This window comes from Vineibacter terrae, assembly GCF_008039615.1.
Taxonomy (GTDB): domain Bacteria; phylum Pseudomonadota; class Alphaproteobacteria; order Reyranellales; family Reyranellaceae; genus Vineibacter; species Vineibacter terrae.
In genome coordinates, this window is record NZ_VDUZ01000035.1 from 76012 (window position 1) to 101357 (window position 25346).

The 25346-nt window shown below is 68.3% G+C and carries 22 protein-coding genes; 12 read left to right on the plus strand and 10 right to left on the minus strand.

Features of this window, described 5'->3' with window-relative positions; genetic code table 11:
- Positions 1–17: 17 nt before the first annotated feature.
- Both secG and tpiA read right to left on the minus strand, forming a co-directional pair.
- Entirely contained in the window at positions 18–365 is a 348-nt protein-coding gene (gene secG / locus FHP25_RS26825) for a preprotein translocase subunit SecG (RefSeq protein ID WP_231712486.1), read from the minus strand.
- Positions 366–692: 327 nt separating this feature from the next.
- Complete coding sequence (tpiA, locus tag FHP25_RS26830; protein WP_147850052.1) at positions 693–1439, minus strand: triose-phosphate isomerase; 747 nt, start codon at positions 1437–1439, stop codon at positions 693–695.
- 219 nt (positions 1440–1658) lie between these two features.
- On the opposite strand from tpiA, the gene FHP25_RS26835 reads away from it, so the two are divergent.
- The 6 genes from FHP25_RS26835 to FHP25_RS26860 all read left to right on the plus strand — a co-directional run bounded on the left by FHP25_RS26835 (position 1659) and on the right by FHP25_RS26860 (position 8525).
- Complete coding sequence (locus tag FHP25_RS26835; protein WP_147850053.1) at positions 1659–3587, plus strand: peptidylprolyl isomerase; 1929 nt, start codon at positions 1659–1661, stop codon at positions 3585–3587.
- A 209-nt stretch (positions 3588–3796) separates the two neighbouring features.
- Positions 3797–5305, plus strand: coding sequence for an anthranilate synthase component I (trpE, locus tag FHP25_RS26840; protein WP_147850054.1), 1509 nt, complete (start codon positions 3797–3799; stop codon positions 5303–5305).
- 133 nt (positions 5306–5438) lie between these two features.
- Positions 5439–6251 (plus strand): enoyl-CoA hydratase/isomerase family protein, encoded by an 813-nt coding sequence (locus FHP25_RS26845; RefSeq protein WP_147850055.1) that lies wholly within the window; start codon positions 5439–5441, stop codon positions 6249–6251.
- Between the two features lie 245 nt (positions 6252–6496).
- Positions 6497–6910 carry a DUF350 domain-containing protein gene (locus FHP25_RS26850; protein WP_147850056.1) on the plus strand — a complete coding sequence of 138 codons (414 nt, stop codon included), beginning with the start codon at positions 6497–6499 and terminating at the stop codon, positions 6908–6910.
- Between the two features lie 9 nt (positions 6911–6919).
- On the plus strand, positions 6920–7384 hold the full coding sequence (locus FHP25_RS26855; protein ID WP_147850057.1) for a hypothetical protein: 465 nt from the start codon (positions 6920–6922) through the stop codon (positions 7382–7384).
- A gap of 10 nt (positions 7385–7394) precedes the next feature.
- Complete coding sequence (locus FHP25_RS26860; protein WP_147850058.1) at positions 7395–8525, plus strand: glutathionylspermidine synthase family protein; 1131 nt, start codon at positions 7395–7397, stop codon at positions 8523–8525.
- A gap of 148 nt (positions 8526–8673) precedes the next feature.
- Here the strand turns inward: FHP25_RS26860 and FHP25_RS26865 are convergent, their stop codons facing one another.
- Both FHP25_RS26865 and FHP25_RS26870 read right to left on the minus strand, forming a co-directional pair.
- Positions 8674–10080 carry an adenylate/guanylate cyclase domain-containing protein gene (locus FHP25_RS26865; protein ID WP_147850059.1) on the minus strand — a complete coding sequence of 469 codons (1407 nt, stop codon included), beginning with the start codon at positions 10078–10080 and terminating at the stop codon, positions 8674–8676.
- Between the two features lie 209 nt (positions 10081–10289).
- On the minus strand, positions 10290–11306 hold the full coding sequence (locus tag FHP25_RS26870) for an aldo/keto reductase (RefSeq protein ID WP_147850060.1): 1017 nt from the start codon (positions 11304–11306) through the stop codon (positions 10290–10292).
- Positions 11307–11468: 162 nt separating this feature from the next.
- On the opposite strand from FHP25_RS26870, the gene FHP25_RS26875 reads away from it, so the two are divergent.
- The 4 genes from FHP25_RS26875 (at position 11469) to FHP25_RS26890 (ending at position 15650) form a co-directional block, all read left to right on the plus strand.
- A complete protein-coding gene (locus FHP25_RS26875; RefSeq protein WP_408068551.1) occupies positions 11469–12659 on the plus strand; it encodes an ABC transporter substrate-binding protein in 1191 nt (396 codons plus the stop codon).
- A 243-nt stretch (positions 12660–12902) separates the two neighbouring features.
- Complete coding sequence (locus FHP25_RS26880) at positions 12903–13868, plus strand: PQQ-dependent catabolism-associated beta-propeller protein (protein ID WP_147850062.1); 966 nt, start codon at positions 12903–12905, stop codon at positions 13866–13868.
- Positions 13865–14653, plus strand: a complete 789-nt coding sequence (locus tag FHP25_RS26885; RefSeq protein WP_147850063.1) for an ABC transporter ATP-binding protein — start codon at positions 13865–13867, stop codon at positions 14651–14653. The genes FHP25_RS26880 and FHP25_RS26885 overlap by 4 nt, the downstream gene beginning before the upstream one ends.
- A 193-nt stretch (positions 14654–14846) precedes the next feature.
- Entirely contained in the window at positions 14847–15650 is an 804-nt protein-coding gene (locus FHP25_RS26890; protein ID WP_147850064.1) for an ABC transporter permease, read from the plus strand.
- A 42-nt stretch (positions 15651–15692) separates the two neighbouring features.
- Here the strand turns inward: FHP25_RS26890 and FHP25_RS26895 are convergent, their stop codons facing one another.
- From FHP25_RS26895 to FHP25_RS26920, 6 genes are all read right to left on the minus strand, one after another.
- Positions 15693–17018, minus strand: a complete 1326-nt coding sequence (locus FHP25_RS26895) for an epoxide hydrolase family protein (protein ID WP_147850078.1) — start codon at positions 17016–17018, stop codon at positions 15693–15695.
- Positions 17019–17175: 157 nt separating this feature from the next.
- Entirely contained in the window at positions 17176–17646 is a 471-nt protein-coding gene (locus FHP25_RS26900) for a hypothetical protein (protein WP_147850065.1), read from the minus strand.
- Positions 17647–17663: 17 nt separating this feature from the next.
- Positions 17664–18701 (minus strand): alpha/beta fold hydrolase, encoded by a 1038-nt coding sequence (locus FHP25_RS26905; RefSeq protein ID WP_147850066.1) that lies wholly within the window; start codon positions 18699–18701, stop codon positions 17664–17666.
- 494 nt (positions 18702–19195) lie between these two features.
- The gene (locus tag FHP25_RS26910) at positions 19196–19939 is read right to left on the minus strand and encodes a hypothetical protein (protein ID WP_147850067.1); all 744 of its coding nucleotides are present in this window, start codon (positions 19937–19939) and stop codon (positions 19196–19198) included.
- A complete protein-coding gene (locus tag FHP25_RS26915) occupies positions 19936–20448 on the minus strand; it encodes a MaoC family dehydratase (protein ID WP_147850068.1) in 513 nt (170 codons plus the stop codon). Before FHP25_RS26915 ends, FHP25_RS26910 begins: the two co-directional genes overlap by 4 nt.
- A 165-nt stretch (positions 20449–20613) precedes the next feature.
- Positions 20614–23463 (minus strand): ATP-binding protein, encoded by a 2850-nt coding sequence (locus tag FHP25_RS26920; RefSeq protein WP_147850069.1) that lies wholly within the window; start codon positions 23461–23463, stop codon positions 20614–20616.
- 223 nt (positions 23464–23686) lie between these two features.
- On the opposite strand from FHP25_RS26920, the gene FHP25_RS26925 reads away from it, so the two are divergent.
- Together FHP25_RS26925 and FHP25_RS26930 are read left to right on the plus strand one after the other, a co-directional pair.
- A complete protein-coding gene (locus FHP25_RS26925) occupies positions 23687–24115 on the plus strand; it encodes an organic hydroperoxide resistance protein (protein ID WP_147850070.1) in 429 nt (142 codons plus the stop codon).
- A 23-nt stretch (positions 24116–24138) separates the two neighbouring features.
- A complete protein-coding gene (locus tag FHP25_RS26930; protein WP_147850071.1) occupies positions 24139–25230 on the plus strand; it encodes a redoxin domain-containing protein in 1092 nt (363 codons plus the stop codon).
- Positions 25231–25346: the final 116 nt, after the last annotated feature.

The window sequence follows — 25346 nt, forward strand, 5'->3', positions numbered from 1 at the left end:
GCGGGACTGGTCGGGGTTCAGCGGGTCGGCGTGCTGGGCGCAGCCGGCGCCGCCGGAGCTCCGGTTGACGGCGTGCCCGCAGGCGCGCTCTGCCCGGCCGGCGGCTTGCCCTGGTCCATGATCGAGGACGGCTTGCCGTGCGTGCCGGCAAGGATCGCGAGCGCGATGCTGGTGGCGAAGAAGGTGCCGGCAAGGATCGCGGTCGTGCGCGTCAGCAGGTTGGCCTGGCCACGCGTGCTCATGAACGAGTCGGAGCGGCCCATGCCAAGACCGCCACCTTCACTACGCTGCAGCAGCACCACGACGACCAAGCTCACGGCGATCAGCACGTGGATCGCCAGCACGACATTCTGAATTGCCAACATGCCCGGATCCTCGAATCACGCCGAACGCACCTGTTCCTCGGCGATGATTCATTGTGGGCCGGGTTCTAGGCCGTTTGATGGCGCGATGCCAGCATGATCGTGACGTTTCGCTGCTTTTCGAGACCGTTTCGGAAAAGTGTTGTCGAAATGCCACAGCAGCGATCACGGACTGTTGCAGATGGACCACAGCTCGTCACGCTTCGTGATCGCCATGGATCGAAGCTGACATTCGAGCGCAGCGAGGATCTTCCGAACGACACGCCACGCGCTGCGTGAAGAGATCCTTGCTGCGCTCGGCACCGGCCCGCTCCGGCAAGCCCGGTTGCGCTATCGCTGCGCAGCCGCCGCGATCGCAAGGAAGTCGGCGGCCTTCAGGCTGGCGCCGCCGATCAGGCCGCCGTCGACATCGGCGATCGCCAGCAGCTCGCCGGCGTTCGACGGCTTCATCGAGCCGCCGTAAAGGATCCGCACGGCATCGGCCCCCGGCATCAGCCCGCCCAGCACGCTGCGGATATGACGGTGCGCCGCGTCGACCTCGGCCGTCGTCGGTGTCTTGCCCGTGCCGATCGCCCACACCGGCTCGTAAGCGATCACCAGCCTGGCGGCCGTGGCACCCGCCGGCACGCTGCCCTTGAGCTGCGTCTCGAGCACGCCCAGCGTGCGGCCCGCCTCGCGCTCTGCCAACGTCTCGCCGATGCACACGATCGCCGCGAGGCCGGCCCGCCATGCCGCCTCGGCCTTGGCGCGCACCATGGCATCGCTCTCGCCATGGTCCGTGCGCCGCTCCGAGTGCCCCAGGATCACGTAGGTGGCGCCGGCATCGGCCAGCATCTCGGCGCTGACATCGCCGGTGTGCGCGCCGCCGGCCTTGCCGTGGCAGTCCTGGCCTCCGGCGTTGACGGCCGAGCCGGCCAGGGCCGCGGCAACCCGGGCCAGCAGCGTCGCCGGCGGACAGACCAGCAGCTCGGCGGCGACCTTGGATGCCCCCGCCGCGACGTCGCGCGCCAGGGCCACGCCATCGGCGCCCAGGCCGTTCATCTTCCAGTTGCCGGCGATCAGTGTGCGGCGGGCCATCTTGCGTCCTCTCGTGTGGTCGACTGCAGGCGTCTCCCCTATCACGGCGCGAGGGTGGCTCCAACCGCGGCCCGCATTTCGCCACGATCATGGCGTTGTCGGGGAAAGCCTTGAAATGGCGCAGTGATTCTGCGTTGCCGGCTGTGGCGGGCCGATGCTAATCAGGCCCCTTCGGGCAGGCAGGCGGACCCCGGTCGAGACGGGCGCATTTGGAGACTCATGAACAGGTTCAGGAAAATCGCCGGTTCGATCGTGCTGGCCCTCATCCTTGGCGTGATTCTGCTGGCCTTCGTGCTGGGCGACATCGCCGGCGTCGGCGGCTCGCTGCGCCTGGCCGGCGCCGATCCGGTCGTCTCCCGCATCGGCGGCTGGCACCTGGGGCCGATCACGATCGGCGGCACCACGATCAAGGGACGCGAGCTGCGCGACCAGTTCAGCCGTGAGCTGGAGCAGATCAATTCCCGCTCGAGCACGCGGCTGACCAACGACCAGGCGATCATGCTGGGTCTGCCGACCCGGGCGCTGCGCAACCTGGAGCAGCGCATCCTGCTCGACCATGCGATCGCCGACCTCGGCATCGTCGTCTCCGACGACCAGGTCCGCCAGGCCATCGCCGAGACGGCCGCCTTCCACGGGCCGGACGGCAAGTTCAGCCCGGCCCAGTACCAGGGCGTGCTGCAGAACCTGCGCATCACCGAGGCCCAGTACATTGCCGACCTGCGGCGCGACATCGCGCTGGGCCAGATGCTGGGCATGACCAGCGGGGTCTCGCTGCCCACGGTCATGCGCGATGCGCTCTTCCGCTATCGGCGCGAGCAGCGGATCGCCGAGGTGGTGCAGGTCCAGGGGGCCAGGATGACCGACGTGCCGGCCCCCACCGACGAGCAGGTGAAGGCCTACTATGACGCCAACGCCAAGCGCTTCGATCTGCCCGAGCGGCGCTCGCTGTCGTTCATCGCGCTGACGCCGGAGGACGTGGCCGCCGACGTGCAGGTCACCGACGAGCAGCTGCGCAGCATGTTCAACGACCGCAAGGCCGAGTTCGACAAGCCTGAGCGGCGCGACATCGACCAGTTCCTCGTCAACGACGAGGCGCAGGCCAAGAAGATCGTCGAGCTGGTGGGCGGCGGCAAATCGTTCGAGGACGCCGGCAAGGAGGTCACCGGCAAGGACGTCATCAAGCTGGGCAGCGTGACCCAGCGCGACCTGCCGGGCGATCTCGCCACTGCCGCGTTCGAGCCCAAGGCGCCGGGCCTGGCGGCGCCGGTCAAGACCGGGCTGGGCTGGCACGTCGTGCGGATCAACAAGATCGAGCCCGGCGAGACAGCGACCTTCGAGGCCATCAAGGGCAGGCTGGAGCAGGACTACCGTGCCCAGGTGGCGCCCGACCTGCTGGTCAAGCGCATTGATGACCTGGAGAAGACGTTGACCCGGGTCGACAACCTCGACACCGCCGCCGAGCAGCTCCAGCTCAAGGTGCGCAAGGTCGAGGGTGTCGATGCCGAAGGCCGCGATGCGACCGGCAAGGTGGTGGTCGACGGCCCCTGGGCTGCGGACATGCTGGCCGCCGCCTTCCGGCTGCGCGACGGCGAGACCAGCAATGTCGGCGAGACCAAGGTCGGCCACCTCTATGTCGTGCGCGCCGACAAGGTGACGCCGGCCCGCACGCCGTCGCTGGACGAGGCCAAGGAGCGCGTCGTGGCCGCCTGGACCGAGGTGGAGCGCCGCAAGGTGGCGGTGACGCGCGCCAAGGAGATCGCCGACCGTGCCAACGCCGTGGCCGAGCTGGCGGCGCTGGCCCGCACCGTGCGCTCCGAGGTCAAGACCTCGCAGCCGATCACCCGCCTGCAGTCGGACGCCGCTTCGGGCCTCGTGGGCCCGCTCGTGACCAAGCTGTTCGAGCTCGAGCCGGGCAAGTCGGCGGCGGTCACCACCGACGACGGGGCCGCCGTGGTGCGCCTGCGCGAGATCATCCCCGCCGACCCCGCTTCCGCGCCGGCCGAGGCCGAGAAGCTGGGCAAGGAGCTCGACACCGCTGCGGCCAACGACCTGGCGAGCCAGCTCGTGGCCGCGCTGGAGCGGCGCTACGGCGTGCAGCGCGATGCCAACGCCTTCGCCGCCCTCTTCCGCATCGAGCAGCAGCAGTGACGACGACGCCGATTCTTTCGGACCGCGCGCCTCCACGCGCGCCATCACCCGCAGCGAAGCGCAGGGCGAGCAAGTGTCGGCGCTGGCGCGCCGGTGCGCGCGTGGACGCGCGCGGTCCAAAAGGCAACACCCTTCCTCATCGATGGCGGTGGTGCGCTCGCCCCTGACGCCAACGCCGGAGTTCCCGGCCTTTCGATGAGACCCGTGTCATGACCGTCTTTCCTGCCTTCGACGCGTTCGCCGCCACCTACCGCGCCGGCAAGCCGCAGCTTGTCTGGACCCGCCTCGTGGCCGACCTGGAGACGCCTGTCTCGGCGATGCTGAAGCTCGCCGATGGCCGCGCCAACGCCTTCCTGCTCGAGTCCGTCGAGGGCGGCGCCGTGCGCGGCCGCTACTCGATCCTGGGCTTCAAGCCCGACCTGATCTGGCGGTGCATAAGCGGCAAGGCCGAGATCAACCGCAATGCGCGTGTCGATGCCCACACCTTCCAGCCCCTGGACGGCAAGCCGCTCGACACGCTGCGCGCCCTGATCGCGGAATGCCAGATGACGATCCCGCCCGAGCTGCCGCCCATGGCCTCCGGGCTGTTCGGCTTCCTGGGCTACGACACGGTGCGGCAGATGGAGCCGCGCATCCCCGACAAGAACCCCGATCCGCTCGACCTGCCCGAAGCGATCATGCTGCGGCCCACGATCGTGTGCATCTTCGACCGGCTGGCCGACATGGTGTCGCTGGTGACGCCGGTATGGCCGGCCGCGGGCATGGACGCGGCGGCGGCCTATGCGCTGGCCGGCGAGCGCCTGGGCGATGTCGTGGCCGACCTCGACCGCTCCCTGCCCTATCGCCGCGAGGCCACGGCGGCGACGCATGCCGCGCCCGAGCCGGTGGCCAACATGTCCAAGGCCGCGTTCCAGGACATGGTGGCGCGCTGCAAGGAGTACATCCATGCCGGCGATGCCTTCCAGATCGTGCCCTCGCAGCGCTTCGCGGTGCCGTTCCGGCTGCCGCCGATCGCGCTCTACCGGGCGCTGCGCCGCATCAACCCCTCGCCGTTCCTGATCTATTTCGACTTCGGCGACTTCTCCATCGTCGGCTCCTCGCCCGAGATCCTGGTGCGGCTGCGCGACAACGTCGTCACGGTGCGGCCGCTGGCCGGCACCAAGCCGCGCGGCGCCACGCCGGAGGAGGACGAGGCGCTGGCCCAGGAGCTGCAGTCCGACCCCAAGGAGCGCGCCGAGCACCTGATGCTGCTCGACCTGGCGCGCAACGATGTCGGCCGCGTCGCCAAGCTGGGATCCGTCAAGGTGCGCGAGCAGTTCGTCATCGAGAAGTACAGCCACGTGCAGCACCTGAGCTCGCATGTCGACGGCACGATCGAGGACGGGCTGTCGGCGCTGGACGCGTTGATCGCCGGCTTCCCGGCGGGCACGCTCTCGGGCGCGCCCAAGGTGCGGGCGATGGAGATCATCGACGAGCTGGAGCCGGTGCGCCGCGGCATCTACGCCGGCGCCGGCGGCTATTTCGCGGCCAACGGCTCGATGGACACCTGCATCCTGCTGCGCACGGCCCTGGTCAAGGACGGCACCATGTACGTGCAGTCCGGCGTCGGCGTGGTCGCCGACTCGGACCTGGAGGCCGAGTACCAGGAAAGCCTGCAGAAGGCCCGCGCGCTGGTGCGCGCCGCCGAGGAGGCGATCCGCTTCGCCAGCGGACGGTAGTTTTTCGGACCGCGCGCGTCCACGCGCGCCTTCGCGCGCAGCGCGAAATGTCGGCGCTGACGCGCCGAGGCGCGCGTGGACGCGCGCGGTCCAAACCCCTACGCTTTCATCGTGAAACCATAGGGAGTCCGACATGTCCGACTGGCAAAAGCGCTATCAGCGTCTCGCGTTCGACCGCCCGCATGAACGCGTGCTGCGCGTCACCATGAACCGGCCGGAGCGGCTGAACGCCACCGACGAGACCATGCATCGCGAGCTGGTCGAGGTCTGGCGCGACATCGATGCCGACCAGACGATCAACAGCGTCATCCTGCAAGGCGCCGGCGGCAAGGCGTTCTCGGCCGGCGGCGATTTCGACCTGATCGAAAAGAACATGACCGACTTCAACCAGCTGATGAAGGTCTGGAAGGAAGCGCGGGACATCGTCTACAACGTCATCAACTGCTCCAAGCCGATCGTCAGCGCCATGCGCGGCCCGGCCGTCGGCGCCGGCCTGGTCGCCGGCATCCTGGCCGACGTCTCGATCGCCTCGAAGAAGGCCCGCATCATCGACGGCCACACGCGGCTGGGCGTCGCCGCGGGCGACCACGCCGTCATCGTCTGGCCGCTGCTGTGCGGCCTGGCCAAGGCCAAGTACTACCTGCTGCTGTGCGAGGCGGTGAACGGCGAGGAAGCCGAGCGCATCGGGCTGGTGAGCCTGTGCGTCGAGGACGAGGAGCTGGAAGCCAAGGCCGTCGAGATCGCGACCAAGCTGGCCGAAGGCGCCCAGACCGCGATCCGCTTCACCAAGTACGCGCTCAACAACTGGCTGCGCATGATGGGCCCCAACTTCGACACCTCGCTGGCGCTGGAGATGCTGGGCTTCCTCGGCCCCGAGGTGAAGGAGGGCCTGGCCTCGCACCTGCAGAAGCGCAAGCCGACCTTCCCGCCGCACTCGCCGCTGTGAGAATCTTCCTCCCCACGCTTCAGCGTGGGGAGGTGCCCCGAAGGGGCGGAGGGGAGCCATCGTGGTCTGTATAACGAAGACCACGTCGGCTCCCCATCCCCGGCATATCGACGCGAAGCATCGATATGCCGTATTCAGGCACCTTCCCCGCAAGCGGGGAAGATGACGATGAATGGACTTTGTGAGCGATCACTGCTATACAGTCGACAACAAGAACAGGCACAGGCCGCGTCAGGGGGAAGTCGATGGAGGAGTTCGCGCATTTCTCGGCCAGCATCTTCAAGTTCCTCGCCTACCTGCTGGTGGCGTTGGCATTGGCCGGGGTCTTCCTCATCGCCTACATGCGGGTGACGCCCTACAACGAGATCGAGCTGGTCCGCAAAGGCAACATGGCGGCGGCGCTCAGCATGTCGGGCGCGTTCCTCGGCTTTTGCGCCCCGCTGGCCAGCACCATCGCGCACAGCATCAGCATCCTCGATGTCGTGATCTGGGCCATCGTCGCCCTGGTCGTGCAGGTGCTGGTCCACTTCGCCTGCCGGTTCCTGATCCCCGGACTGGTGCGCCTGATCGAGCAGGACGCCAACGTCGCCGCCGGCGCGCTCAGCGGCGGGCTGGCGCTGGGGATCGGCGTGCTGAACGCCGCCTGCCTCACCTACTGAGGCCCCGCCATGCGCGCCACCTCGCGGATTGCCCTATCGGTGCTGGGTGTCGGCGCGCTGGGGGCCGGCGCGGTGGCCATGACCGGCACCGGCGGCGGCTCGCCGCGCTGCGCCGGCTATTCCTACCCCACCGTCGAAGCCTGCCAGCTGCGTCACACCGGCTCCTCGGTCTGCCGCCAGGATCCCAAGACCGGCCTGTGGCATCCCGACCGCTGCAGCTCGAGCTCCCGCAGCAGCACCAGCAGCGGCGGCTCGCGCACCTCGCCCAGCACCGGCTGGTGGTGGTGGGGCGGCGGCGGCAGACGCGACACCACGACCACCACCACGCCGCGCACGTCGTCCAGCAGCCCGCCCTCGACGGTCGTCGGCCGCTCGTCGTCCTCCGGCAGCTCCGGCACCACCAGCACGTCGACCTCGACCAGCAGCCGCGGCGGCTTCGGCAGTACCGGCAGCTCGCGCTCGTCGAGCAGCTAGCGCGCGTCCCATGCAACGCGAAGCCTCTCCGCCGCGCGCCGACTGGCAGCAGAAGCTCGAATCGATCGGGCTCACCTATCACCACCTCGACGGCCTGCCCTACTGGACCGAGGACACGCGCTATCGTTTCCGCGTCAGCGAGATCGACGCGCTGGAAGCGGCGACGGAGGAGCTGCACAAGCTCTGCCTGCAGGCCGTCGACCACGTGGTGACCAACCAGCTCTGGGACCGGCTCGCGATCCCGCCCGCCTTCGGCGACTATGTCAGCGCCAGCTGGAAGCGCAGCGATCCGACGATGGTCGGCCGCTTCGACCTGGCCTATGACGGCTGGAACCCACCGAAGCTGCTGGAATACAACGCCGACACGCCCACGGCGCTGCTCGAGATGGCGGTGGCGCAGTGGTTCTGGATGAAGGACGTCATCATCGGCGCCGACCAGTTCAACAGCGCCCACGAGAAGCTGATCGACGCCTGGAAGGCGCTCGGCGCGCGCATGCCGGCGGGCAGCACGCTGCATTTCGCGCGCTCGCAGGACGATCCCGAGGATTTCGCGACGTCGGAGTACCTGCGCGACACCTGCGTGCAGGCCGGCCTCGCCACCAAGACCCTGCGGGTCGAGGATATCGGCTGGAACGGCACGGTGTTCACCGACCTCGACGAGCAGCCCATCGACTTCCTGCACAAGCTCTATCCCTGGGAATGGATGGTGCGCGAGGCCTTCGGCCAGCACGTCCTCGCCGACCGGACGGGCTTTCTCGAGCCGCCCTGGAAGATGATCCTTTCCAACAAGGGCATACTGCCGATCCTGTGGCAGCTCTTTCCCGACCACCCCAACCTGCTGCCGGCCTATTTCGACGCGAACGGGGCCGGCCTCGGCCTGCGCCATGTGCGCAAGCCGCTCTACAGCCGCGAAGGCGCCAATGTGAGCCTCGTCGGGCCGGGACTGGGGCAGAAGACGGAAGGCAGCTACGGCGAAGAAGGCTATGTCTATCAGGCCTACAGCGCGCTGCCGGTGAACGACGGGCAGCACGCCGTGATCGGCTCCTGGGTGATCGCCGGCCAGCCTGCCGGCATCGGCGTGCGCGAGGACCCGACGCCCATCACCCACAACCTCAGCCGCTTCGTGCCGCACTATTTTTGAGGCTTGCCCTCCACCCCATCCATGCCGTCATCCCGAGCGCAGCGAGGGATCTCCCGCGAATGGCGCACCGTACATCTTTCGCAGGAGATCCCTCGCTGCGCTCGGGATGACGGTGCTCTGTCCCGCCTTCGCGGGGAGAAGGTGGACATCACGGGATCTCGTACACCGCGAGCTCGCCCGACAGCCCCTGCACCGAGCGGCGCTGCGGCGTCGGCACCAGCCCGCTGGCCTTGAGCAGCGCCGTGGTGCTCGGGTTGTCGACCACGGTGCCGCTGGCGAAGATCGAACGCGATTCCGCCAGCCCCTGCACGCGCGAGGCGATGTTCACGGTCTGCCCGAAATAGTCCTGGCGGTCGTTCAGCACCACCGCCAGGCACGGACCTTCGTGGATGCCGATCTTCAAGGTGAGGTCCTGGCGCTGGCGCTCGGCGCCCAGGCGCTGCATGGCCTCGCGCATGCGGATCGCGGCGGCAACGGCACGCTCGGGCGTCGGGAACGTCGCCATCACCGCATCCCCGATGGTCTTGACCACGGCGCCCGATTCGGCGGCGACGATGCCGTTGAGGACCTGGAAATGCGCCCGCACCAGGTCATAGGCGGCAAGGTCGCCTACCCGTTCATAGAGCGACGTCGATTCCTTGAGGTCGGTGAACAGGAAGGTCAGGCTGGTGATCTTCAGGCGCTGCTCGATATCCAGCGTGTCGGTGCCGTAGACATCGCGGAACGTCTGGTTGGTCAGCAGGCGCTTGGCCGTCAGCGCCGGCCGTCGCGGGTCCAGCAGCTGGTGCAGCCGCTCATCGGCCTTCAGCAACAGCGGCAGCACGCGCTTGCTGCTGCGGTTCTCGAACGAGAGGCGCAGCGGCCCGGGTTGCAGCGTCACGTTCTCCGCGCCCGCCAGCACATCGTTGAAGATCACGGTCAGGCCCTGGCGTTCCCGCACCGGCTCGCCCGTGACGGTCATGAATTGCGTCGCGTGCGTCACCGGATCGAAGAGGATCAGGCTGCCTTCCGGCACGTGCAGCGACAGGATCGCCTTGTCGCCCGGCGGCAGCTCGACGGCATCGAACGTGATGTCCTGGAAGCGCGCGTCGGCGTCGTCGGGCAGGTCGACGCCCGAGCTGAAGAAGATCTGGCGCAGGTATTCGAAGGAGGACAGCGTGTCGGGCTCATGGGCCGCGATGCGCCGCAGGCGCGGGTTGACCATGAACGTCACCTCGACCAGGTCGTCCAGGGTCGGCTCGCTGCTGATGGCACAGAAGGCGCAGTGATAGGCCGCCGAACGCACGGATTTCAGGGTCGCGTTCGCATCGAGCACGCCGCCGCAGCTCGGGCACAGCACGTTCCACGACATCTCGAACAGGCCCAGCCGCGCCGCATGCAGGAACGCCGCGATCACCTGCTCCTCGCCCAGGCCGCGCCTGTGCGCGAAATCCAGCGTATTGACGCGGGCAAGCGCATGGTCCGGCGCATCGCGGACCAGGGCCTCGATCGCCGACACGACATCGCCGTCGGCCGATTGCCGCAGAACGCTGAACAAGGTTTCTGCGTCGCTCATGGTGTGGTCCTCGGGATTGGGCCGGGAAGATACGCCAAGCACGCGACGGCGGAAATCCTGACAATTGTCACCAAATTCCCCTTTCCGTCATCCCGAGCGCAGCGAGGGATCTCCCGCGAATGGCGCACCGTGCGCCTTGGCGCAGGAGATCCCTCTCCTGAGCCTGTCGAAGGGGCGCTCGGGATGACGGAAAGGACGGCAGCCGCGAATCAGCCGCCGCCCGGCATCTTCACCGCCGCATTGCGCCGTTCGTGCATGTTCTCCTCGAACGACCGGGGATAGCGGTGCGGCAGGGCCGACACCGCATCCAGCCGGGCGCGCATGTCGTCAGGCAGCGTCCAGCCGGCGGTCGCCAGCGTCTCGCGCAGCTGGTCGGCGTTGCGGGCGCCGACAATGGCCGACGTGATGAATGGCCGGTCGAGCACCCAGCGCAGCGCGACCTGCGCCGGCGAGCGGTTGAGCTCGCGCGCCACGTCCAGGACCGTCTCGAGCACCTCATCGCAGCTGCCGATGAAGAAGCGGTCGGGCAGCGCCCAGCCCTCGCTCGAGCGCGCGCCCTGCACCTGCCGCTGGCCGGGCTTGTACTTGCCGGCCAGGAAGCCGCCGCCCATCGGCGACCACACCACCACGCCCAGCCCCTTCAGCTCGCAGACCGGCACGATCTCCTGCTCGATGTCGCGCACCACGAGGCTGTATTGCGGCTGGTAGCAGTCGAAGCGCGTCCAGCCCTTGCTGTCGCTGGTCCACAGCGCCTCCATCAGGCGCCAGGCCTCGTAGTTGCTGCAGGCCGTGTAGAGCACCTTGCCCTGGCGCACGAGATCGTCCAGCGCCCGCAGCATCTCCTCCAGCGGCGTCTGGGTATCGACGTGGTGGATGTAGTAGAGGTCGAGATAGTCGGTCTTCAGGCGCTGCAGGCTGTCCTCGACCGCGTGCTTGATGTGCAGGCGTGACATGCCCGAGTCGTTGGGGCCATGTCCCATGGGATTGAAGAACTTGGTAGCGATCACGGCTTCGCGTCGCCGGTTGGCCAGGATGCTGCCCAGCATGGTTTCAGCCAGGCCGTTGTTGTAGCCGTCGGCGGTGTCGAAGAAGTTCACGCCGGCATCCATCGCCGCCGCCACCATGCGTCCCGACTCGGCCTCGTCGGCGCCGCGGCCGAAGGTCATGGTGCCGAGGCAGATCTCCGAGACCTTGAGCCCGCTGCGGCCCACGCGACGGTAGTGCATGCTGCCCTCCCTGCCCTGCGCCCCGCCCGATGCTGTGGCGGCCCGTTGTCAGTCAGCATTGACTGACATAGTGTTCGATCCTAACAGCCAATCACGTTGCGTTCAGCCATGCCGCACAAGGGAGGGAACTGCAAAAGCCGCCGATCGGGCGGACGCGGCCTGTTGATCTCGGTGCTGTCGGCGCTGCTGTCGCTCGCCACGGCCGCCGCCTTTGCCCAGACCGCGTCGGCACCGATGACGGTGCGGATCGCCTACATCACGCAGGTCGTCGAGCGCGCACCGCCGCTGTCGCTGCTCGATTCAATTCCCGCCGACGAGGGCCTGCTGGGCGCCCGGCTGGCGATCGAGGAGAACAACACCACCGGCAGCTTCATGCAGCAGGAATACGCGCTGGCCGATGCCGTGGTGCCCCAGGGGGAGGATGTCGCGGCCGCCTTCAAGAAGCTCATGGCGGCCGGCCAGACTGTCTTCGTCGCCGACCTGCCGGCGGCGGCGCTGCTGGCCATCGCCGACCTGCCCGAGGCCAGGGACACGTTGATCTTCAATGTGCAGGCGCGTGAGGATTCGCTGCGCAACGCCGACTGCCGGGCCAACGTGCTGCACGTGATTCCCAACCGCGCGATGCTGACCGACGCGCTGGCGCAGTACCTGATCTGGAAGCAATGGAAGCGCTGGTATCTCGTCGCCGGCAAGGGTGCGGGCGACACGCTCTATGCCGAGGCGGTCAAGCGTGCCGCCAGGAAGTTCGGCGCCCGCATCGTCGAGGAGCGCAGCTATGACGGCGGCTCGACGGCGCGGCGCACCGATACCGGCCACGCGCTGATCCAGAAGCAGATGCCGGTGCTGACCCAGGGCGCCGACTACGACGTGCTGGTGGTCGCCGACGAGAGCGACCTGTTCGGCGAGTACCTGCCCTATCGCAGCTTTCGGCCGCGGCCCGTGGTCGGCACCCAGGGGCTGATCGCCACCGCCTGGCACCGCACGCACGAGCAATGGGGCGGCACGCAGCTCCAGAACCGGTTCGAGAAGCTGGCGCAGCGGCCGATGACCGAGCGCGACTACGCCGCCTGGTTGGCGGTGCGCGCGGTCGGCGAGGCGGCGACGCGCACGATGAAAGCCGATCGCGCCAGCCTCGAGGCCTATATCCGCGGCGACGATTTCGGCGTCGCCGGCTTCAAGGGCCAGAAGCTGTCGTTCCGGCCCTGGGATGGCCAGCTGCGCCAGCCGGTGCTGCTGGCCGCCGCGCGGACCCTGGTGTCGGTGTCGCCGCAGGAAGGCTTCCTGCACCAGCGTACCGAGCTCGACACGCTGGGCTTCGACAAGCCGGAAAGCCAGTGCAAGCTGAAGCGGTAGCATCCTAATCCCCTCTCCCCGCGCGAGCGGGGAGAGGGAGGGGCCCATCGCGAAGCGATGGGAAGGTGAGGGGTAGGAACGACAAAGCATGCGCATGGGAAAGACGTACTGCCGCCAGGCCCGGAGCACCGAAGCTGGACGTTCGTACCCCTCACCTTCCCGCGCTGCGCGCGGGCCCCTCCCTCTCCCCGCTCCCGCGGGGAGAGGTGTTAGAGGGACAATCACACCCGGGAGGAACCAACTATGAGGACCGGTCTGCTGCCTGCCGTCACGGTGCTGCTGGCGCTAGCGATGCCGGCGGCCGCCGAGACGATCTACGTCTCCAACGAGAAGGGCAACAGCGTCAGCGTGGTCGACGGCCAGAGCCTGAACGTCACCAAGACCATCCCGGTCGGCAAGCGGCCGCGCGGCATCCTGCTGAGCCCCGACGGCAAGTGGCTCTATGTCTGCGTCAGCGATGATCACACGATCAAGGTCGTGGATGTCGCCAAGCAGCAGGTCGTGCGCACCCTGGCTTCCGGCCCCGATCCCGAGCAGTTCGTGATCAGCCCCGACGGCAGCCTGATCTACGCCGCCAACGAGGACGACAACACGGTCACGATCGTCGACGTCGCCAAGGGGACGGCGCTGGGCAAGGTCAAGGTCGGCGTCGAGCCGGAGGGCATGGCGATCAGCCCCGACGGCAAGACCGTGGTGGTGACGTCCGAGACCACCAGCATGGTGCATTTCATCGATGCCACCGGACGCAACATCGTCGGCAACGTGCTGGTCGACAACCGGCCGCGCGCCGCCATCTTCACGGCCGACGGCAAGCAGGTCTGGGCCACGGCCGAGATCGGCGCCAGCGTCAGCGTCATCGACGCGGCGGCGCGCAAGGTGATCAAGCGTATCACCTTCGACATCCCCGGCGTGCGGCGCGATCAGATCCAGCCGGTCGGCGTGCGCGTCAGCCGCGACGGCAAGCTGGCCTTTGTGGCCCTGGGCCCGGCCAACCGGGTGGCCGTGATCGACGCCCACAGCTTCGAGGTGAAGAGCTACCTGCTGGTCGGCCAGCGCGTCTGGCAGCTGGCCTTCAACGCCGACGAGACGCGGCTCTACACCACCAATGGCGTCTCCAACGACATCTCCGTCATCGACGTGCCGGCGCTGAAGGTGGTCAAGTCAGTCACCGTCGGCCAGGCGCCCTGGGGCGTCGCGGTAGGCCCGTGAACGCGCCCGCCAACGAACCGGCGGCCGGCGCGCCGGCCCTCGCCGTCAGCGACCTGAGCCACGCCTTCGGCAAGGCCAAGGCGCTGGACGGCGTGTCGTTCAGCGTGCCGGCCGGCCGCTTCGCGGCACTGCTGGGCCAGAACGGCGCCGGCAAGACGACGCTGTTCTCCCTGATCACGCGGCTCTACAACAACCGCTCCGGCTCGATCCGGGTCTACGGCGCCGACGTGCGGCAGCAGCCGTCCGTCGCCCTGGCGCAGATGGGCGTGGTCTTCCAGCAGCGCACGCTCGACCTCGACCTCAGCGTGGTGCAGAACCTCTCCTACCACGCCGCCTTGCACGGCATTGCGCCGGGCGTGGCGCGGCCACGCATCGCCGAGGCGCTGGCGCGCGCCGGCCTGGACGACAAGGCCAGGCAGAAGATCCGCACCCTGAGCGGCGGGCAGATCCGCCGCGTCGAGATCGCCCGCGCCCTGATCCACCGGCCGCGGCTGCTGCTGCTCGACGAGCCCACCGTCGGGCTGGACATCGGCAGCCGCCAGGACATCCTCGACCACGCCCGGCTGCTGTGCCGCGAGGAAGGCATCGGCCTGTTGTGGGCCACGCACCTGATCGATGAGATCGCCGACGGCGACCAGGTGATCATCCTGCATCGCGGCCGCGTGCTCGCCGACGGCACGGTCGAGGACGTCGTGCGCCAGTCCGGCGCCGACAATTTGCGCGACGCCTTCACCCGCATGACCGGCCCCACCGGCCCGCGCACCGCGGGAGGCGGCAAGCCATGACGATCTTCCCTCCCCCCGCGTTCGGGCGCGACCGTCATCCCGAGCGACACAGGGCATTCGCATATGCCCTCGCTGTCATCCCGAGCGCAGCGAGGGATCTCCCGCGAATGGCGCACTGTGCGCCTTGCCGCAGGAGATCCCTCGCTGCGCTCGGGATGACGGAGGGGACGGTTGCGCGGCCAGGAGCGACGCCATGATCGCGGCTTACCTGCACTGCCTGCGGGGCATCATCGTGCGCGAGGGGCTGCGCTTCGTGCATCAGCGCGAGCGCTTCGTCTCGGCGCTGGTGCGCCCGCTGGTCTGGCTGTTCATCTTCGCGGCCGGCTTCCGGGCCGTGCTGGGCGTGTCGGTCATGCCGCCCTACGACACCTACGTGCTGTACGAGGTCTATATCGTCCCCGGCCTGGTGGCGATGATCCAGCTCTTCAACGGCATGCAGAGCTCGCTGTCGATCGTCTACGACCGCGAGATGGGCAGCATGAAGACGCTGCTGATCAGCCCGCTGCCGCGCTGGTACCTGCTGGTCTGCAAGCTGCTGGCCGGCGTCACGGTGTCGGTGCTGCAGGCCTACGTGTTCCTGGCCGTGGCCTGGTTCTGGGGCGTGCAGCCGCCCCTGCTGGGCTATCTCGCGGTGCTGCCGGCGCTGATCCTGTCGGGCCTGATGCTGGGGGCGCTGGGACTGCTGCTGTCCTCGTTCATCAAGCAGCTCGAGAACTTCGCCGGCGTGATGAACTTCGTGATCTTCCCGATGTTCTTCGCGTCCTCCGCCCTCTACCCGCTGTGGCGGGTGCGCGAGTCGAGCCCCCTGCTGGCCGACATCTGCGCCGTCAACCCGTTCACCCAGGCCGTCGAGCTGATCCGCTTCGCGCTCTACGGCCAGTTCGACCTCGTCGCCTGCCTGGGCCTGGCCGGCTACCTGGTGCTGTTCCTGGCCTGCGCCATCATCGGCTACGACCCGGCACGCGGCCTGATGGAGCGGCGCGGCGCGCCGGGTTAGGCGACGCGCCGGATCGCGGTGGTCGAGGAAACCTGCGGTGTCTCACTTCGCCGCGCGCAGGGGCTTGAATGCTGCCCGCAACTCGGTGCTGAAAAGCTCCGGCTGTTCCCACGCCGCAAAGTGACCGCCCTTGTCGACCTCGTGGAAGTACATCAGGTTGCGATAGGCGCGCCGCGCCCAGGTCTCGGGAGCTCGATAGCTTTCTCCCGGAAACACCGTGATGGCCACCGGCAGCGAGATCTCGGCAGTCTTTTCGCCGGCCGCGAAGGCAGGACTGCGGCCGCCGTCATATTCCCAGTAGAGCCGCGCCGATGACACCGCACTGTTCGTCAGCCAGTACAACGTGACGTCGTCGAGCACCTCGTCCGGTGACTTTTCGGGATCGCTGCTGTCGTAGGTCCAATGCGTGAAACCTGGATGCCCAAGCATCCACGCCGCGAGGCCGGCCGGCGAGTCCGTGATGGCGTAGCCGATCGTCTGCGGCCGGCTGCCCATCATCGCGGCATAGGTCCTGTTCCCCATCTTGGCGGCGGCGATGAAGGCGTCGAACGTCGCGCGCTCCTTCTCGGAGAGGCCCGCCGGCGCCGGCCCGCCGACCGCGAGCACCGCGGCAATCTCGGGCGGCACGATCGCCGGCAGGTTGATATGGATGCCGAGCAGGCCGGCCGGCGCCAGGCGCGCCATGGCGCTCGAGACGGGGGAGCCCCAGTCGCCGCCCTGGGCAACATAGCGGGTGTAGCCAAGGCGCTTCATCAGCTCCGCCCAGGCTCGCGCGATGCGATCGGGGCCCCAGCCCGTGTCCGTCGGCTTGCCGGAGAAGCCATAGCCCGGCATCGACGGAATGATCACATCGAACGCGTCCTCGGCGTGTCCGCCATGTGCGGTCGGATCCGTGAGTGGACCGATGACCTTGAGATTCTCGAACACCGAACCCGGCCAGCCATGGGTGATGATCACCGGCAGCGCATCGGGGTGCTTCGAGCGGACGTGGATGAAGTGGATGTCGACGCCGTCGATCTCCGTCATGAACTGCGGCAGCGCGTTCAGCTTCGCTTCCGCCTTTCGCCAGTCGTAGCCGGTGCCCCAATAGGCGATGAGCGGCTTGATCTTCGCGAGCGGGATGCCCTGCGACTGGTCATTGACCGTCTCGCGGTCGGGCCAGCGCGTCGCCAACACACGCCGGCGAAGCTCTGCGAGGTCTTCTTCGGGGACATTGACGCGGAAGGGACGAATAGCGTCACCGCCGGCCGCGACACCCGGATATGCCGGAAGCAGGCCGGCAGCGCCCGCGACGGTGATAGCCAGGGCACCACGCAATAGCCGGCGGCGATCGTGGTCGACCACGTCGATGCTTGTGGCCGTGCGCATCGTTAAAGTCTCCTTGCCGTAAGGGTCGATCGATCCAACCACCACAATAATGCGGCCGCTGGCGAAGCGCTCGTTGTGTATTGCTAGGAATTGTTAGCGCCCGCCAAAAACGGCAATGTGTTGAACACCATGCCGAGACGAGCCGGCAGAACCGCGATCAGCCATGGAGAGCCTCTGGTGAGGCCCTGCCACGCCGACGGATGAGGGCAACGCCGGACCGAAAGAGAATCGCCGTGCCGAGGCCGAAGACGGCGTGAAAGCCGATCTCGATCGGCACCATCGCGACATGGAAGCCGCCACCAATGCCGGCACCTCTCAGCGGCAGGACGACGAACCAGTACGCGAGCAGCGGCAGCGCGAAGCCGAAGATGAGCCCACCCGACCACCACGCATGCAGCGCCGTGAACCGCCGCTCGAGAACGGCATAGAGCACGCCCCAGAGCCCGGCCCAGAAGCCCAATGAGAGGCTCCTCGGCACACCCAGAGGCGGCACCGGCGCGAGGCTCCAGGGCAATGTCGGCAGCACGTGCACGGCGTAAAGAATGCTGCCGAACCCGCCCTGGAAGATCAGGTGCGAGAGGAACCCGGCGAGGAAGCCGAGGAAGAGGCGCGTCGAGGTCGAAGGCATGTTGATGTCCTTCCGGGTCAGTACTTGTCGACGTCCGAGACGGCCTGGGCGAAGGCCTGCGGCGCTTCCTGCGGCAGGTTGTGCCCGATGCCGCCGCTGAGGTTCCGGTGCGCGTATCTGCCGGAGAATTTGCCGGCATAGGCGCTCGGCTCCGGATGCGGCGCGCCGTTGGCATCGCCCTCGAGGGTAATGGTGGGCACGGTGATGACGGGTGCAGCGGCGAGCCGCTTTTCCAGCTCGTCATACTTCGCCTCGCCCTCGGCAAGGCCGAGCCGCCAGCGGTAGTTGTGGATCACGATCGCGGCGTGGTCCGCATTGTCGAACGCATCGGCGCTGCGATCGAAGGTGGCGTCGTCGAAGCGCCACTTGGGCGAGGCCAGCTGCCAGATGAGCCTGGCGAATTCGCGCCGGTTCTTCTCGTAGCCGAGGCGGCCGCGTTCGGTAGCGAAATAGAACTGGTACCACCATTGCAGCTCGGCTTTCGGCGGCAGCGGCATCCTGCCGGCCTCCTGGCTGCCGATCAGGTAGCCGCTCACCGAGACCATGGCCTTGACGCGCGCCGGCCACAGCGCGGCCATGATGTTGGCCGTGCGCGCACCCCAGTCGCAGCCGGCGACGACCGCCTTCTGGATCTTGAGCGCGTCCATCAAGGCGACGATATCGGCGGCGATGGCCGACGGCTGGCCGTTGCGGATGGATGCGTCCGAGAGGAAGCGCGTCGTGCCGTAGCCGCGCAGATGCGGCACGATCACGCGGTAGCCGGCCGCTGCCAGCAGCGGCGCGACCTCGACATAGGTGTGGATGTCGTAGGGCCAGCCATGCAGGAGCAAGACGGGCGGACCGTCGGCCGGACCAGCTTCGGCGTAGCCGACATTCAGGACGCCGGCGTCGATCTGCTTCAGCGCGGCAAATGATGTCGCCCCGCCCGACTTTGCCGACTGCGCCCACGCGGCGCCGATCGTGCCGAACCCGGCGGCCGCAGCCACCAGCGCGGCGCCGCCCAGAAATCGGCGGCGTTGCCTGTCGATCGCGTCCGGGGGATTGATATCAGACATGGTCGGACCTCCTCGGGTGGTGTTGCGTGCCGCGGAAAGGCCACGGCACGCTGCGCGTCTGCCTGTCCTGGTGCTGGGAATCGCAGGTCGCTGATACATCCGTCATCCCGAGCGCAGCGAGGGATCTCCCGCATGGGACGCACGCTGCGCACTTCGCAGGAGATCCCTCTCCTGAGCCTGTCGAAGGGGCGCTCGGGATGATAGTCGCGACTCACCTTCCACCGATCGCCGGTACTATATCGACTGGCGCAGGGGCCTGAAGGCGGCCCGGATCTCGGCGCTGAAGAGCCGTGGCTCCTCCCACGCCGGTTGTTGCAGTCGTGCGCATTTGGCGAGTCTCCTGGTTGTCGTGGCCGCCGATGCGGCCCGCGTGCTGGGAGGACATTGGGGCTGCAGGCGGCGAACCGCCCGTTAGGTGTTGTGAGACGTTGTTGGCGCGTGCCGGGGACAGCAACGCACCGACACGCGGCGATGCCCGACGCCGCAGGCCTCAACTACCGCTTCGTGCCGTCGCCTTCTTGTTCGAACCTGACGTCATCGATGGCGATCGAGACCATCAGCAGGTCGCGGATCGGCTGCCGGTCGGACGTCCGTGCATAGGCGCGGCGCTGCGTGGGCAGCCGGATGCCGTTCGCCTCGGTGTAGTCCGAGACGAGCTGGGCCGCCGCGAAGCCGCCGGCGACGGTCACCGTGTAGTCGTGCCGGCGCAGCAGCAGATCCTCGCCGAAGAAGAAGTCCTGGACGAGGCAATGCGTCTCGATCGTGCCCGGAAGGTAGGCACGTAGGACTCGCCACGTCTCTGCCCCTTCCCGCCACGGCTGCGTCTCCTCGACGCGCACGCTGTCCATGGCCAGAAAGAACGGCGTGGTGAGGTAGGTCCAGAGCGCCTCGCCATTGAAGTAAGCGCGATGCAGCGGATCCCAGGGCGTGTTCATCTGATGGCCAGCGAACGAATCACGGGGTGCGTGGCGTTCCGCCACCAGGGTGCCGTCGAGCTTTTCGATGGCGACACGCTCCGGCGTGAACATGGTGCGCTGGTCGGGTGCACCGAACGGCATGACGGAGGCGCGTTCTTCGTGAAGCCAGACGGTCATGCGCCGCGGGGTCGAATCCTGCGGCAGGCCCTTGAGCGCGAACAGGCCGCCGCCGCTGACGATGCTGGCCTCCACCTTTGCGTAGCGTTTCCAGCGGTCAAGGCCACCATGGGCCTCCAGAATGCTCTCCAGCAGCGCGTTCACGGTGCGCCTCCATCCCCGGCCAGACGACGCAGCACCAGCAGGTTGACCACCGTCACCTGAACCGGATCGCCGTTCTGGTTGAGCGTGACCGTGCGGACCTTGATCAGGCCCTGCCCCGGTCGCGATTTCGACGGTCGCACATCCAGGATCTCGCTTTCGACCCGCAGCTCATCGCCTGGCCGGACGGGACTTGGCCACTTGAGCTCGTCCAGGCCCATGCCGACGATGCCGCCGGCGGGCTTGAGCTCGCCCTCGACCAGCAAACGCATCGTCATCGCGGCGGTATGCCAGCCACTCGCCGCCAGGCCGCGAAACACGGTGTCGCGGGCGGCAGACTCGTCGAGATGGAAGGGCTGGGGATCGAATGCCGCCGCGAAGCTTTTGATGCGTGCCGCATCGATAGTCAGCCGTCCCGAGCGGAACGTCTGCCCCGGCGCGAAGTCCTCCAGGTAACGCACACCCGACGATGCGGGCACGGTCTGTTCGATCTCCGGCAGATCTCGCGGCATGGCGTGTCTCCCTTGCCTGCCTGGTTGTCTGCAGCGGAAGGTGATGCAGAAACCCGAAAAATGCCCGCGAGGCGTTGTTAGATGTTGTGAGGGGCGTTAGCGCCACCATGCCCCGAGCCCGCCCGGCGCGCGGGCCGGGCCGACCGTCCCGAATGGGCTGCGGCGCTACCTCAAGCTCGCCAACAGGCGCGCGGCAGATCTCAGGTCCGCCGTTTCCGTGCCTTCGGCGAATTGCACGAATATGGGGTGCAGAAGCGCGCGGGCGCCATTGGCTTCGCCACGCGCTGCCAGAAGCGTCGCATAGTCGACCGCGGTGCGCAGCTCCCACGCCGGCGCGCCCTGGCGGCGGCTCCAGTCCAGCGACTGTTTGAAGCAGCGCGCCGCGTCCGCGTCGTTCGGCGGCGCATCGGCAAGCAGAAGGCAGCCTTTCACGCGCAGCAGGTCGGGCATGTAGACAAGATCGCCGTTCGCCTCGCACAACCTGATGGTGTCGGTCATGAGCGCGACGGCGTCGGTGTGCCGACCCAGAGCGGCGAGCCCTTCGGCGAGCGTTGCGTTGAACGGTGTCGCCAGGAGCTCGTAGCGCGTCGCGTGGAACTGCGCCAGGCAGGACTGCAGGCTTTCCACGCCGCCTTTGGCATCGCCTCGCAGCAGGGCCAGCCTGGCTTTGAAGCCCTGTCCGACGGCCAGATAGGGCGCCAGGGAGTGGCGCTGAGCGTGAGCGACGAACTGGTCGACATGCTTCTGCGCGCCGTCGCGGTCGCCAGTCCAGAACAGGACGGAAATGGCGTAGATCAGGGCGATCGCCAGCGTGACGGGATGATTGCGGCGTTCCGCGTCCCTGACCGTCTGGTGCAACAGTTCCAGGCCCTTGGCCGGGTGGCCCTGCAGCCACAGATTCCGGGCCAGGACGATGCCGGCCAGGGTCTGGCCGTCGAAGCCGAGATAGATCGCGCGCGTCCCTTGCGAGTCCCGGCTGTGCCGCAGCGCCGTCTCGAGCTCGACCTGGGCGGCGCCGAGGTCGCCGAGGAAGTGCATCGAAATTCCGGCAAGAGCGTGGGCCAGCGTCCGGGCCGCCGGATCCTCGACGTCGCTGGCAGCGGCCACGCCCTGCCGCGCGTAGTGCAGGGCATCCCTGAAATGCCCGATCCGCAGATGGAACATGTGCAGCGGGCCCAGGACCTGGAGCCGGTGCAGAGCATCGCCACACGCCTCCGCGATCATCAGGCCGCGGTCCAGGGCCTGCTGCGCCTTCTCACTGCTGGCGTGGATGAACATCAGGGCCATGCCCAGCGCGGACTGAAGGCGCATCTCCTCGGCGCCGCCACGCGTGGCATCGCTCAGCGCCTCGATCGCCCGCGCCGACCAGCGATGGCACTCGGGCAGCAGCGACATCGCCAGGAACACAGGCGCCGCCGCGGCGGCGAGCTCGACACCGATGCCCGTATCGCCGTTCGGCCCGAAACACCACTCCAACGCCGCGCGCACATTGTTGAGGTTGGCCAGCAGCGGCAGGCGTTCCGCCGCAGCCGACAGTGCCGGGGCCATAGCGCCGGCCTGCTTCAGCCAGTCCCGGTAGTAGGTCGCATGGCGCATCGCCAGCTCGGCGAGCTCGGCGCGGTCAATGTCGATGTCGAGCGCGTAGACGCGCGTCGCATCCAGGAGCCGGTAGCGCATCATCGCTCCGGCCGGGCGCGTCGCCAGCATCGACTTGGCGACCAGGCTGTCGATGGCGCCGAAGACGAGCGACTCATGGATGCTGTCGCTCGTCACGACGGCAAGCGCAGCGTCCATCGTGAAATGCCCGACGAACACGGCCAGCCGGCGAAGCACCTTGCTTTCCACCTCGGACAGCAGCGCGTAGCTCCAGTCGAGCGTAGCCTGCAGCGTCTTCTGGCGCGGCGGTGCGGTGCGCTGCCCCGGCCACAGCCGGATCAGGCGCTGGTCGAGAAGGGCCGCCGTCTGCTGCAGGCCATAGGCGCCAACCCGGCCTGCGGCCAGCTCGATCGCCAGCGCCACGCCATCGAGCTTGCGGCAGATGCCGGCCACGACCGCCGCATCCGCATCACTGAAATCCAGCCGGGCGCCGCCCGCCGCCGCCCGCTCGAGGAACACCTGGACCGCCGGGAACGAGCGCACGGAAGCCGCTGTCTGCGCCGGATCGTCGGGCGGACAGGTGAGCGGCTCGAGCTTGTGGACGTGCTCGCCTTCGACCCTCAGCGCCTCGCGGCTGGTGGCCAGGATGTGGACCTGCGGCGCGTCGGCGAAGATGCGTGCCGCCAGCGGCGCCACCGTGTCGATGAGGTGCTCGCAGGTATCGAGCACCAGGAGGATCCGCTTGTCCCGCAGGTAGGTGAGCAGGCTGGGAGTCGCATCGTCGGACCGGACCGGCAGGCCCAGCATGGACGCCACCGCCGTGACGGTCAGATCGGCCGCGATCAGCGTGCCAAGGTCGACGAAGAGAACCGCCCCGTCGAAGGCATCGATCAGGTCGTGCGCGACCGCGACCGCAACGGTGGTCTTGCCGACGCCGCCACTGCCGACGATGGTGACGAACCGCTCCGCCGTCAGCAGGCGCGTGACCGCTTGGACATCATCGGCGCGCCCGACCATGCGGAGCAGCCGGCCTGGCAGATTCGCGTGCGGGAGATAGGCCGCGTCGGCCGCCGGCGCGGCGGGCGTTTCACTGGACCGCGAGACCGGCGCGACGAAGCAATAGCCGCGCCCGGCAAGCGTGGTGATGTAGCGCGCGCCGTTCCTGCCGTCGCCGAGCGCCTTGCGCAGGCGCGCCATGTGAAAGCGCAGGCTGCTTTCTTCCACCGTGACATCGGGCCACACCCGGGCCAGCAGGTCGCGCTTGCTGACGGTTTCGTTGGGGCGTGACGCGAGCGCGATCAGGATATCGAGGGCGCGCGCGCCCAGCTCGACCGGCGCGCCGTCCTTGGTCAGGAGCCTGCCGCGTGCAGACAAGCTGAAAGGGCCGAACGAGATGACGTCCTTGGCCTGCGCCGTCATGCCGCCCTCCTTTCTCCGCCGCGTGCCAGCTCTCTATAGCCCACGCAACGGACCGGCAACATGGCGGTGGCCGCTCCCCCACATCGCTTCCGATCGCGGTCCTGCAGCAGCTCACAGCATCTCACAACACCTAACGGGCGCTGGCTGCCGCCTGTGCCCAGATTGGGACAGCTCGCAGCGCACGACGCGCTGGGCACAACCAGGGATCATGAGGAGAACCACCATGGCCACGACCACGGCAGCGCGTGAGAAGGTGCTGTACACCGCCAAGACCCGCACGACAGGCGGCCGCGACGGCGCCTCGCGCAGCAGCGACGGCCGCCTGGACGTCAAGCTCTCGAGCCCCGGAACGCCGGGCATGGGCACCAACCCGGAGCAGCTTTTCGCGGCCGGCTGGTCAGCCTGCTTCGAAGGCGCCATGGCGGTGGCCGCCCAGAAGAGGAAGATCGCGCTCCCGGCCGACACGGCGATCGAGGCCGAGGTGGATCTCAACATCGCCGACGGCGCGTACTTCCTGCGCGCCCGCCTCAATGTCAGCGTCCCCGGGATCGACCGCGACGTGGCGCAGGCCCTGGTCGACGACGCGCACCTGATCTGCCCCTATTCCAAGGCGACGCGGGGCAATATCGACGTGACCGTCAGGCTGGTCTAGCCGGATCGGCGAAGGAGACTCCCATGGCTCCGGTCGAGACACCCGCGCCGATCAACCGGCGCCGTTTCATCGCGGCGGCCGCCGGGACCTTGGCCGGCGGGCTGGGCATGGCCGCCGACGCGCAGCAGCCCGGGCGGACGCGGCCGGCAGACCTGCCTGTCGAAGGCAGGCTGCCGCCTTTCACCGGCGCCACCGGCTGGATCAACAGCGCTGCGCTGGCGCCGGCAGACCTGCGCGGCAAGGTCGTCCTCGTGCAGTTCTGGACCTACACCTGCATCAACTGGTTGCGGGCCCATCCTTACGTCCGCGCCTGGTCCAAGAAATACCAGGACCAGGGCCTGGTGGTGGTCGGCGTCCATACACCCGAATTCCCGTTCGAAGGCGACATCGACAACGTGCGGCGCGCCGCGCGCGACATGCAGATCGGCTATCCGATCGCGGTCGACAGCGACCACGCGATCTGGCGTGCGTTCGACAACCAGTACTGGCCGGCGTTCTACATCGTCGATGCGCTGGGACGCATCCGCCATCATCAGTTCGGCGAGGGTGGCTACGCGCAGTCGGAGCTGGTCATCCAGCGCCTGCTGGAAGAGGCCGGGGCGCGCGGCATCGCCCGGGAAGCGGTTCCGGTGGCTGGCCGCGGCGCCGAGGCGGCCGCCGATTGGGCCAACCTGAAAAGCCTCGAGACCTACGTGGGCTACGAGCAGGCGGAAAATTTCGCGTCTCCCGGCGGCGCGGTCCTGGGCAGGAGCCGCCACTACACGGTGCCGCCACGCCTGCCCCTCAATCACTGGGCGCTTTCGGGCGATTGGACGATCGAGGGCGGGCTTGCCGCGCTCGATGCGGCCGAGGGGCGGATCTCCTATCGCTTCCACGCCCGCGACCTTCACCTCGTGATGGGCGCGCAAGCCCGGCCCGTCCGCTTCCGCGTCACGATCGACGGCGTGCCGCCGCAGGCGGACCACGGCTCGGACGTCGATGCCGAAGGATGGGGAACGGCTCAGGAGCCGCGCCTCTATCAGCTCGTGCGCCAGTCCGGGGCGATCGCGGACCGGACCTTCGAGATCACGTTCCTCGATGCCGGCATCCGGGCCTATGCCTTCACGTTCGGCTAGCCCAACTTTCCCTACTGGCGAGTAGCGAAGGCAGAAAGTGTAATCGAATCAACGGCGGCTCGTGAAAGGTCTTCACTACATGGCGGGCTCGGGCTGGCGGTCGAGGGCACCGGCGG